Origin of the sequence: Bacillus sp. SIMBA_008 (assembly GCF_046535495.1) — a bacterium.
GTDB classification, from domain to species: domain Bacteria; phylum Bacillota; class Bacilli; order Bacillales; family Bacillaceae; genus Bacillus; species Bacillus subtilis.
Genome location: NZ_JAWRWL010000005.1, coordinates 238,982 through 250,545 on the forward strand (window position 1 = coordinate 238,982; position 11,564 = coordinate 250,545).

Here is an 11,564-nt window from a genome sequence, read left to right on the forward strand (position 1 = left end):
ATAATATAAAAAAGAACCCCGTGATTGTCAAAAGGGGTAAGACCCTTCCGGATGGGGTAATGTACAAAAACAGCGTCTAGGAGGGATCTCTCAATGACAATCGATCATTCAGTCACAAATACAGAGCAGCTTGAACAACAGAACCCCGCCATAAAAACAAAGCTCAAACTGAAAAAGCTTAAGGATCAGGTGATCGTCATTACCGGCGCTTCAAGCGGTATCGGACTTGTCACGGCGAGAATGGCAGCTGAAAAAGGCGCAAAGGTCGTGGCAGCAGCGCGAAATGAAGAGGCGCTGAAGGAGCTCACTGATGAACTTAAGGAAAAAGGGCACGACGCCATATGGGTAAAGGCGGATGTCGGAAAAGAAGAGGACGTCAACCGCATCGCAGAAACCGCGATCAGCACATTCGGCCGCTTTGATACATGGGTCAACAATGCGGCCGTCTCGACTTTCGGACACGCCATGGACGTCACCGTCGAAGACATGAAGCGCATGTTCGACACAAATTTCTGGGGACCTGTTTACGGAACAAGAGCGGCTGTCAAACACTACACTGGCAGAGGTGTGCCGGGCGCACTCATTAATGTAGGAAGCCTGTTCGGAGACAGGGGAACGGTCATTCAATCCACATATGCATCTGCCAAATTTGCGCTTCACGGCTGGACGGAAAGCATCCGAATGGAGCTCGAAAAGGAACAGGCGCCCGTCTCGGTAACGCTCATCCACCCGGGCAGAATTGACACACCTTATAACGAGCACGCGCACAGCTACCTCGACAAACAGCCGGCTCATTACCGCTCCATGATCTATCCGCCGGAAGCGGTCGCTGAAGCTATCCTGTTTGCCGCCGAACACCCTAAGCGCGACATGTACATCGGCTCACAGGCCAAAGCCATCGCCATGCTGGGCGCGCTTTTCCCTCGTCTGACCGACAGACTGATGGAAAAAATCATGTATCACAGCCAGCATGCCGAAAGACCGTCCAAACCGCGAGAAGAAAGTGCTCTTTATGATGCGGGCTGCGGTATGCATGACAGAGGCACAAATAAAGGATGGATGAGGTCAAGAAGCTACTACACAAAAGCGACGAAGCGCCCCTTTGTATCGGCGGCTGTTGTTGCCGGACTAGTGGCTTGGGCTGCCGCCAAACGATGCAGATAATCTCTGACCATAAGAAAAACCCATGCTATTCCAGTTAACCATGGGTTTTTCAGCTGTTAATCGATAAAAGCCTTGTTCATACGCTGCAGCAGCTCGCCGAACATCTCTTTTTCCTGTGTTGACCATTCTTTCAGCATCTGTTCATAACGTTCAAGGCGCTTTTGCTGATCGGCTTTTAATAGTTGTTTGCCGAGTTTTGTAATGGTAAACAGGCTTACTCTCCCATCAGACGGGTCTGAGAAACGATAGATGAGCTCCTTTGCCTCTAATGCAGCTGCTTGTCTTGAAAGAGTAGAAATATCAAGCTTAAACGATTCTGCCAATTCCTTAACACGAGCAGGCCCAAACTCATCCAATTGTCTCAGTAATAAGTACGAAGATCTCTCCAAATTCCCTGTTCTTTTCTCTGATTGATCCAGATAAACAGCTCTCCTGATAAAAGTCGTCAGCTCATATTCAATTAATTCAACTGGATTTTGATTTTGCAATCGCTCTCGCTCCCTATTCCAATCTCCGGCATTGACAACATCATATTTACTTGTATAATACAAATGTACATTAACTGAATAAATACAAGTCGTTATATGACTAAATCAATTATTATACTTGTATAGTACAATCATATAAAAAGAAAGTAAAGCGATTCCTCAGAACCATCCTAGAAGCAAGCACCAGAAAGGAGGAAGCTGTTCTGATTGGAGAGCAGCCTTGATGTGAAAGTCATACGAATTATCTTGCAAGTGTTGATATTATATGTATTTTTTATGATCGGGGAAGCCATTCAGCATCTGTTTCATTTACCCGTGTCAGGAAGCATCGTTGGATTGGTATTGCTTCTGATCTGCTTGGGCCTCCGTATTGTTCCCGTCTCCATCATTGAAGACGGAGCAGGGTTTTTATTATCCTTCCTCCCATTGTTGTTCATCCCGGCAATGACAGGAGTGATAAACTATCCGTCTCTCATTTCATTCAATGGCCTGATGCTGCTGATTACAGTCGTTCTGAGCACCATCGTCACGATCATTGCGGCTGGATTCGCCAGCCAGCTATTAGAGAAAAAAGCAAAAAAACGGGAGGAGAAAGAGAAATGCAGCAAGCATGTATCGCGATCATTATAATTCTATTAACAGTTGCCGCTTATTTAGCGATGGTCAAACTCTATAAGCGATTCCCGCTTCCATTTCTGATCCCCGTTCTGACAACGACCATTTTGATTGTAGCGGTTTTGATGATGTTCCATGTTTCCTATGAAGGCTATATGATCGGGGGGAAATGGATCAATTCTTTGCTTGGGCCGGCTGTCGTGGCACTGGCCTATCCGCTTTATAAACAATGGCATATCATTGTCAAACATTGTGTTCCCATTCTAGGCGGCGTCCTGGTCGGATTATGCATGGGAATGATCAGCGGGCTGATCTTCGCAGAAGCATTCGGGATTGATCATGATCTCTTATTATCCATTCTGCCAAAGTCGATCACAACCCCTGTCGCTATTCAGATCGCCGCCGGTCTTGGCGGCGTCCCTTCTATGACAGTCGTATTTGTCATGATTGCGGGCTTTTCAGGCGTCATCCTCGGGCCGCTTTTCCTAAAATGGCTTCGCATACGCAGTTCCCTAGGACAAGGCATTGCATTAGGCAGCGCCTCCCATGCACTGGGCACCTCCAAAGCATTGGAATATGGAGAACTGGCCGTCTCCATGAGTTCCGTCTCCATGACGCTTTGTGCGGTGCTCGGCTCATTCTTCGGCCCGCTCGTCGTCTGGCTGTTTCATATTTAACAAAGAAAGACTGCCCCGGGGGAGGGCAGTCTTTTTCGTTTAAGAAGCAAAAAAATCAATCAGCGGCTGAAAGTCCTTAGATAAATCAACGTCATTCGGTTCTGCTTGAAGCAGGCGGTCAATCATACGCTCCAGCTCCTCAACATCATTCTTATCCGTATATTCAATGAAGTTTAAGCTTTCAAGCCAATCCCGGTATGAATGTTTGGCTTTGCCATAGCTGTTTCCAAAGACAAGGCAAGGTGTTTTGGTGATAATCGAGAAAATCATCGCGTGAAGGCGGTCGGTAATCACCAATTTACTGGAGCCGATGCGGTCCAGCATCTCCATAAAATGCTTTTCACGATCAGCGTAATCGATGGTGTCTACCGTATCCAGCACCGTATCGGTACGCTCTGTGTAAGTTGTTTTTTCTGCCCATTTCTTCATCTGTGAAATAAAATCTTCGTCAGTCACTTTCTCCTTATCCGCTCTTAAAATAAAGAGAACGCCGTCCCGCTCGAGCTCTCGCGGCACAATATCCAAGGAAAGCACCATGTCCGGTGTAAAGATCACATTGGAGTTGAAGGTCTCTTTCACAACATCCAGTGTTTGCGTCTCACGCGCAGCAATCGTTAAGTTTGTATTTTGATGGTACGCATCCTGTGTTTTTTTCTTTTCCTTCTGTCCTTCCTCTGTATCCTCAAAATAAACGGATTGTGGCAGAGAAATTGATTTGTAGTCTTTAAACGCCGAAAAGACCTTCCTTCTGTCTTCCTCAATATCGAGATAAAGGTTTCCTAAGTTCCCTCCGCCTGTAAAGCAGACAATATCGTCTTCACGAATGATCTCCTTCACCAGTTCAATGCCCTCATCCGTCGCATAATCCATAATCTCAATGTATTCATAATACGGAAAATGATTTTTGATAAATTTCTCTTCCGCATACGCAATCGCTTGGTCGCCAATGTTTGTGTAACTAGGGGAACCAAACAAAAATACTTTTCGTTTATCATTTAACAGAGCTTCCGGCTCCACATTTGGCGCAATGCCTTTTACTAGTTTTTTGCCTTTGATTTCTTGTACAGTCATATCTGCGTCCTCCTTCTGGGATGAATTCCTCATTGTGTGTTAACTGTCTCTACCCAAAAAGAAGGATGGCTATGCATTGGCGTGTGCATCGGCTATATCAGAAACATCGTTTTCGCCAATTTGATAGTCGCTGCAATGTCCCGCGCCGTTCTTTCCATATATTCCGCGGCATGTTCAAACGCGTCTTCTAGCGGCACGGCTCCGGGGACGATGCTGAAAAGCGCATCGATCCCGTGTTGATAGACGGCATCACTGTCTCGTGATACTGATCCCGCAATACCGATGACAGGCACATCGTATGATTTAGCCGCCTTGGCTACGCCGATCGGCGTTTTTCCATGAACCGTTTGGCTGTCGATCCGTCCCTCGCCGGTAATCACAAGATCTGCATCCTGAACGATACTTTCAAAATCAACCGCTTCAAGGACAATATCAATGCCTCTTTTCAGGTCAGCCTGAAAATAAGTCAGCAGGCTCCATCCAAGACCGCCCGCTGCACCGGCGCCCTCTGTATCTCGGAAGGTTGATCCGAGCTCTTTTTCTGCCATATCAGCGAAATGGCTTACGTTCTGTTCTAGTACATCCAGCATGTCGGCCGTCGCGCCTTTTTGCGGTCCGAAAACAGCCGTAGCACCCTTTGGTCCTGTTAACGGATTGTCCACGTCACAGGCAACTTCCAGTTTGACATTCCGCAATCTGGAATCAAGCCCGCTCACATCTATTGATGCAAGCTGAGATAACGCGCCGCCCCCCGGGCCAATCTCGCTGCCTGAGTTATCAAGAAGCCTTCCGCCCAATGCCTGAATCATCCCGGCTCCCCCGTCGTTCGTGGCGCTTCCGCCGATTCCGATGATCAAACGCTCCGCTCCTGCATCAAGAGCTGCCCCGATTAATTCTCCCGTTCCCCTTGTTGTAGTGATGAGCGGATTTCGCTTATCTACAGGCACCAGATGCAGCCCTGAAGCAGCAGCCATTTCAATCACAGCTGTTCTCCCATCTCCCATCATGCCAAAGAAAGCTCTCACCGGTTCCCCCAGCGGCCCTGTGACAACTTGCTCTATGATCCTTCCGTTGGTCGCATCGACCAGAGATTGAACGGTTCCCTCGCCGCCATCCGCCACCGGCAATTTTCTGTAATCAGCACCCGGAAAGACCGATTTGAAACCTCTTTCTATCGCTTCGGCTGCCTCCAGAGCTGATAAGCTTTCCTTAAAAGAATCAGGTGCAATGATGATTTTCATCCAAATCGCCTCTTTCAAAACATGATTCACTTATGCTAGTTATCTCCAATGTACCATATTCCATTTAGAAATAAATACCATAATGATTGGGAAAAATTTTATTAAAAATTAGAAATGAAAGTGTTTGCATAAAAGAAATATTCACGTTATCATACTTGTATACAAGTATACTTCTTGAGTGAGGAAGGTGAGTGTATGCTAGACTCCAAAGACCTGTTGTATCCCGCAAAATGGCTCTCAAAAGCGTCAACCGGGGTTCGTGTCGCATACGAGCTGAGAATGCGGATCGTTTCAGGCCTGATTGAAAGCGGTACCATTTTATCAGAAAATACAATCGCCGCAGAGTTTTCAGTAAGCCGTTCGCCGGTTCGCGAAGCGCTAAAAATACTCGCATCCGAAAAAATCATCCGCTTAGAACGAATGGGAGCGGTCGTAATTGGTTTAACTGAGAAGAAAATCGCGGAAATTTATGATGTGCGGTTACTATTAGAAACATTTGTCTTTGAACGGCTTGTCAAAATAGACATTGAGCCTTTAGTTAAGGATCTCAGCAAAATTCTTGAAATGATGAAAGTCTCAATCAAATATGAGGACGCTGACGAATTTTCATTTCAAGATGTACTGTTCCATGAAACCATTATCCGAGCGATTGATCATTCATACATTCAGATGATCTGGAACAATCTAAAACCCGTCATGGAAAGCTTTATTCTTTTATCGATGCGGGTACGGTTAAAGGAAAAGTATGAAGACTTCACAAGGATCTTAGATAACCACGAGCTTTATATTCAAGCCATCAAAACAAAGGATAGGGCGCTGATGATTCAGTCTCTTCACCAAAACTTTGATGATGTGCAGGATAAGGTAGAAGACCTATGGCTCTCACAACAAATGCTGGCAAAAGGAGCTGAATACAACAATGACTAGTTATATGTTAGGAATCGATATCGGCACGACAAGCACAAAAGCTGTGCTGTTCAGTGAAAACGGAGATGTGGTACAGAAAGAAAGCATCGGCTACCCGCTCTATACACCGGACATCTCAACAGCAGAACAAAATCCGGAAGAGATTTTTCAGGCAGTCATCCATACAACAGCGAGAATTACAAAACAGCATCCCGAAAAACGGATCTCTTTCATTTCGTTCAGCAGCGCCATGCACAGCGTCATTGCAATCGACGAAAATGACAAGCCGCTGACGCCATGCATCACATGGGCCGACAACAGAAGTGAAGGCTGGGCGCATAAGATCAAAGAGGAATTGAACGGACATGAGGTGTACAAACGGACGGGAACACCGATTCATCCGATGGCACCGTTAAGTAAAATTGTCTGGATCACGAATGAAAGGAAAGAAATCGCTTCCAAGGCAAAAAAATATATCGGCATCAAAGAATACATTTTTAAACAGCTGTTCAATGAGTATGTCATCGATTACTCATTGGCATCAGCGACAGGCATGATGAACCTGAAAGGCTTGGCTTGGGACGAAGAGGCACTGCGCATCGCAGGCATCACGCCGGATCACTTATCCAAACTCGTGCCGACAACCCAGATCTTTCAGCACTGCAGCCCGGAAATAGCGATCCAAATGGGAATCGATCCGGAAACGCCTTTTGTCATCGGCGCCAGCGACGGCGTGCTGTCCAACCTCGGCGTCAACGCCATTAAAAAGGGCGAAATCGCCGTCACCATCGGTACAAGCGGTGCCATTCGGACGATTATTGACAAGCCGCAAACCGATGAAAAAGGGAGAATTTTTTGCTATGCCTTGACGGACAAGCATTGGGTTATTGGGGGACCTGTGAACAATGGGGGCATCGTCCTTCGCTGGATCAGAGACGAGTTTGCCTCCTCCGAAATCGAAACAGCGACACGGCTGGGCATTGATCCATATGACGTGCTGACGAAAATTGCCCAACGCGTCAGACCCGGTTCTGACGGTCTGCTGTTCCACCCATATCTCGCCGGAGAACGCGCTCCGTTGTGGAATCCGGATGTACGCGGCTCATTTTTCGGCCTGACCATGTCGCATAAGAAAGAGCATATGATACGCGCGGCATTGGAAGGCGTCATTTACAACCTGTACACGGTGTTCTTGGCGTTAACTGAATGCATGGATGGCCCGGTAACCCGCATCCAAGCGACAGGGGGATTTGCAAGGTCGGAGGTTTGGCGCCAAATGATGTCGGATATCTTCGAATCAGAGGTTGTCGTTCCGGAAAGCTACGAAAGCTCATGTCTCGGCGCCTGCATTTTAGGCCTGTATGCAACAGGAAAAATTGACTCTTTCGACGCCGTGTCTGACATGATCGGCAGCACATACAGACATACGCCGATCGAAGACTCAGCCAAGGAATACAGAACATTAATGCCGATTTTCATCAATCTATCAAGATTATTAGAAAATCAATATACACAAATTGCAGATTATCAGAGGGGCTTAATCACACACAAATAGTACATGACATGAAGGGGAGGGCATTACCATGCCGTTAATCATCGTTGCACTTGGGATCTTAGCATTACTATTTCTGATTATGGGCTTAAAATTAAACACATTTATTTCCCTGCTGGTCGTATCGTTCGGCGTGGCACTGGCACTCGGGATGCCATTCGATAAAGTTGTCAGCTCCATCGAAGCAGGAATAGGGGGGACTCTTGGCCACATCGCGCTCATCTTCGGACTCGGTGCGATGCTGGGCAAGCTGATCGCGGATTCAGGAGGCGCACAGCGCATTGCGATGACGCTCGTCAACAAATTCGGTGAGAAAAATATTCAATGGGCCGTTGTCATTGCCTCATTCATTATTGGGATTGCGTTATTTTTTGAAGTAGGACTGGTTCTATTAATTCCGATTGTCTTTGCGATTTCAAGAGAATTGAAGATTTCTATTTTATTTCTCGGAATCCCGATGGTCGCGGCACTATCTGTCACACACGGTTTCCTGCCGCCGCACCCGGGACCTACGGCGATCGCCGGTGAGTATGGCGCAAATATTGGAGAAGTGCTGCTGTACGGCTTTATTGTTGCTGTTCCGACAGTGCTCATCGCAGGGCCGTTATTTACAAAGTTCGCGAAAAAAATCGTTCCTGCATCATTTGCGAAAAACGGCAATATTGCATCACTCGGCACACAAAAAACGTTTAATCTTGAAGAAACACCCGGCTTTGGAATCAGTGTCTTTACCGCAATGCTCCCGATTATCATTATGTCGGTCGCGACCATTATCGACCTGCTTCAAGAAACAATCGGGTTTGCAGATAACGGAGTTTTGGCTTTTATCAGATTGATTGGAAACGCATCGACTGCTATGATTATTTCGTTATTGGTCGCAGTCTATACAATGGGCATCAAGCGCAACATTCCAGTCAAAACCGTGATGGATTCTTGTTCAACTGCCATTTCACAAATCGGCATGATGCTTTTGATCATCGGAGGAGGCGGCGCCTTCAAACAAGTGCTGATCAACGGCGGTGTCGGCGATTACGTAGCAGACTTATTCAAAGGAACGGCATTATCGCCAATCATTCTGGCATGGCTCATCGCGGCGATCCTGCGCATTTCTCTAGGCTCAGCGACTGTTGCCGCACTAAGCACAACAGGTCTGGTCATTCCGTTATTGGGCCATTCTGATGTTAACCTGGCGTTAGTCGTACTCGCAACAGGAGCCGGAAGTGTCATCGCTTCACACGTCAATGACGCCGGCTTCTGGATGTTCAAGGAATACTTCGGATTAAGCATGAAAGAAACATTCGCCACATGGACATTGCTGGAAACCATTATTTCCGTTGCTGGACTGGGATTCATTTTATTGTTAAGTTTAGTTGTATGAAATTAAGAAGGAGCTGTAACACATGTTCAATTCGATTGGTGTCATAGGCTTAGGCGTAATGGGAAGCAACATCGCCTTAAACATGGCAAATAAAGGTGAAAACGTCGCTGTCTATAATTACACCAGAGATTTAACGGACCAGCTTATCCAAAAGCTGGATGGACAATCTCTCAGCCCGTATTACGAGCTTGAGGACTTTGTTCAATCGTTAGAAAAACCAAGAAAAATCTTTTTGATGGTCACAGCGGGAAAACCCGTAGATTCCGTCATCCAATCATTAAAGCCTTTGCTTGAAGAAGGCGACGTCATCATGGACGGAGGAAACTCCCACTATGAAGACACAGAAAGAAGATATGACGAGCTGAAGGAAAAAGGGATTGGCTACCTGGGAGTCGGCATTTCCGGCGGTGAAGTCGGCGCATTAACAGGGCCTTCCATCATGCCGGGCGGAGATCGCGACGTCTATGAGAAAGCCGCTCCTATCCTGACGAAAATCGCAGCTCAAGTCGGAGATGACCCTTGTTGTGTCTATATCGGACCAAAAGGGGCAGGGCACTTTACAAAGATGGTGCACAACGGCATTGAATATGCAGACATGCAGCTGATTGCAGAAGCGTATACGTTTCTAAGAGAAACGCTTCGTCTGCCGCTAGATGAAATTGCATCTATTTTTGAAACATGGAATCAAGGTGAGCTGAAAAGCTATTTAATAGAGATTACAGCTGAGATTTTACGCAAAAAAGACGAAAAAACAGGACAGCCTCTGATCGATGTCATCCTTGATAAAACCGGACAAAAAGGCACTGGGAAATGGACGAGCATGCAGGCGATTGATAACGGCATCCCGTCCACGATCATCACAGAGTCCTTGTTCGCCCGCTACTTGTCATCCTTAAAAGAAGAACGGATGGCAGCTCAAGACGTATTAGCAGGCCCGGAATCCGAAGAAAAACACTTGGATAAAGACACCTGGATTGAATACGTCAGACAGGCTCTTTACATGGGGAAAGTATGCGCCTATGCACAAGGCTTTGCCCAATATAAGATGTCATCTGAGCTTTACGGCTGGAATCTGCCGCTCAAAGACATTGCCTTGATTTTCCGAGGCGGCTGCATCATCCGCGCTGATTTCCTAAACGTGATCAGCGAAGCATTCAGTGAGCAGCCAAATCTGGCTAACCTGCTGATCGCGCCTTATTTCACAGATAAGCTCCATGCCTATCAAACAGGCCTGCGAAAAGTCGTTTGCGAGGGTATCAGCACCGGAATCTCTTTCCCATGCTTAACTACCGCGCTCTCTTATTACGACGGCTACCGCACAGGGCGTTCCAATGCGAACCTCTTGCAGGCGCAGCGCGATTACTTTGGCGCTCACACGTACGAACGGACTGATATGGACGGCGTTTTCCATACGAATTGGTCTGAATAACCTGTCATCAAAAACACGGTCAGTTTTCAACTGAACCGTGTTTTTTTCTTCTATGATTTCTTCTATCTCAAACAACAGAAGACATAAGTTATGTTTTAAATATCATAAACAGTGATACAATAATAGCTAGAAACAATCCCCAAGATCATCATGTGACAGCAGCTTGCTGTTCCGTTCTATTCTGCTTTTGGCCATTGTCCTTTGCCCCTTGTCCATGGTGTCATAAAATGTTCAAATGCCAAAACGGCCTGTCATTCTGATTTACAAAAGTCCCTGAAAACCTTGTCTAATTGAGAATCAGCCTCTCATTTGTTATAAAAGAAATGCCTAAATCCTACCTGTCACACCTTTAGTAAGATGAAAAAAAGTAGGTTATGGCTTGACAAAAAATATATATTAATTAATAATTCATATATAATTAGAATTATTATTGAAAGCGATTATGCTTTCTAATACATTTTTAGGAGGAATATACATTATGTCTTTAATCGGTAAAGAAGTACTTCCATTCGAAGCAAAAGCATTCAAAAACGGTGAATTCATCGATGTAACAAACGAAGATTTGAAAGGCCAATGGAGCGTATTCTGCTTCTACCCAGCAGATTTCTCTTTCGTATGCCCAACTGAGCTTGAAGATCTTCAAGAACAATATGCTGCTCTTAAAGAATTAGGTGTTGAAGTCTACTCTGTTTCTACAGATACTCACTTCGTACACAAAGGCTGGCATGACAGCTCTGAAAAAATCAGCAAAATCACTTACGCAATGATCGGTGACCCATCTCAAACGATCTCTCGCAACTTCGATGTTCTTGACGAAGAAACTGGCCTTGCTGACCGCGGAACATTCATCATCGATCCAGATGGCGTCATCCAAACTGTTGAAATCAATGCAGGCGGTATCGGCCGTGACGCAAGCAACCTTGTAAACAAAGTAAAAGCAGCTCAATACGTTCGTCAAAACCCAGGTGAAGTTTGCCCGGCTAAATGGGAAGAAGGCGGCGAAACTCTTACACCTAGCCTTGATCTAGTAGGTAAAATCTAAG

The 11,564-nt window shown here is 46.1% G+C and carries 11 protein-coding genes; 8 read left to right on the forward strand and 3 right to left on the reverse strand.

Annotated features, from left to right (window positions below):
• Window positions 1–93 precede the first annotated feature (93 nt).
• Window positions 94–1,164 carry an SDR family oxidoreductase gene (locus SB658_RS17490; protein ID WP_410602015.1) on the forward strand — a complete coding sequence of 357 codons (1,071 nt, stop codon included), beginning with the start codon at window positions 94–96 and terminating at the stop codon, window positions 1,162–1,164.
• A 56-nt stretch (window positions 1,165–1,220) separates the two neighbouring features.
• On the opposite strand, the gene SB658_RS17495 is transcribed toward SB658_RS17490, so the two are convergent.
• A complete protein-coding gene (locus tag SB658_RS17495; RefSeq protein WP_003243994.1) occupies window positions 1,221–1,652 on the reverse strand; it encodes a MarR family winged helix-turn-helix transcriptional regulator in 432 nt (143 codons plus the stop codon).
• Window positions 1,653–1,877: 225 nt separating this feature from the next.
• Between SB658_RS17495 and SB658_RS17500 the strand changes: the two genes are divergently transcribed.
• The gene (locus SB658_RS17500; RefSeq protein ID WP_009968420.1) at window positions 1,878–2,282 is read left to right on the forward strand and encodes a CidA/LrgA family holin-like protein; all 405 of its coding nucleotides are present in this window, start codon (window positions 1,878–1,880) and stop codon (window positions 2,280–2,282) included.
• Complete coding sequence (locus SB658_RS17505; RefSeq protein ID WP_014478506.1) at window positions 2,252–2,944, forward strand: LrgB family protein; 693 nt, start codon at window positions 2,252–2,254, stop codon at window positions 2,942–2,944. Before SB658_RS17500 ends, SB658_RS17505 begins: the two co-directional genes overlap by 31 nt.
• Window positions 2,945–2,983: 39 nt before the next feature.
• On the opposite strand, the gene SB658_RS17510 is transcribed toward SB658_RS17505, so the two are convergent.
• Both SB658_RS17510 and SB658_RS17515 read right to left on the reverse strand, forming a co-directional pair.
• Complete coding sequence (locus tag SB658_RS17510; protein ID WP_014481442.1) at window positions 2,984–4,015, reverse strand: polysaccharide pyruvyl transferase family protein; 1,032 nt, start codon at window positions 4,013–4,015, stop codon at window positions 2,984–2,986.
• A 92-nt stretch (window positions 4,016–4,107) separates the two neighbouring features.
• Complete coding sequence (locus tag SB658_RS17515; RefSeq protein WP_144500433.1) at window positions 4,108–5,256, reverse strand: glycerate kinase; 1,149 nt, start codon at window positions 5,254–5,256, stop codon at window positions 4,108–4,110.
• Between the two features lie 195 nt (window positions 5,257–5,451).
• Between SB658_RS17515 and gntR the strand changes: the two genes are divergently transcribed.
• The 5 genes from gntR (at window position 5,452) to ahpC (ending at window position 11,563) form a co-directional block, all read left to right on the forward strand.
• Window positions 5,452–6,183: a gluconate operon transcriptional repressor GntR gene (gene gntR / locus SB658_RS17520; protein WP_003243132.1), complete on the forward strand. Its 732-nt coding sequence runs from the start codon at window positions 5,452–5,454 to the stop codon at window positions 6,181–6,183.
• A complete protein-coding gene (gene gntK / locus SB658_RS17525) occupies window positions 6,176–7,717 on the forward strand; it encodes a gluconokinase (protein ID WP_410602017.1) in 1,542 nt (513 codons plus the stop codon). The genes gntR and gntK overlap by 8 nt, the downstream gene beginning before the upstream one ends.
• Window positions 7,718–7,745: 28 nt before the next feature.
• Window positions 7,746–9,092: a gluconate permease GntP gene (gene gntP / locus SB658_RS17530; RefSeq protein WP_003243139.1), complete on the forward strand. Its 1,347-nt coding sequence runs from the start codon at window positions 7,746–7,748 to the stop codon at window positions 9,090–9,092.
• A 22-nt stretch (window positions 9,093–9,114) separates the two neighbouring features.
• The gene (gnd, locus tag SB658_RS17535; protein WP_144500432.1) at window positions 9,115–10,521 is read left to right on the forward strand and encodes a decarboxylating NADP(+)-dependent phosphogluconate dehydrogenase; all 1,407 of its coding nucleotides are present in this window, start codon (window positions 9,115–9,117) and stop codon (window positions 10,519–10,521) included.
• Between the two features lie 478 nt (window positions 10,522–10,999).
• Complete coding sequence (gene ahpC, locus SB658_RS17540; RefSeq protein WP_003243686.1) at window positions 11,000–11,563, forward strand: alkyl hydroperoxide reductase subunit C; 564 nt, start codon at window positions 11,000–11,002, stop codon at window positions 11,561–11,563.
• The last annotated feature ends 1 nt before the right edge of the window (window position 11,564 follow it).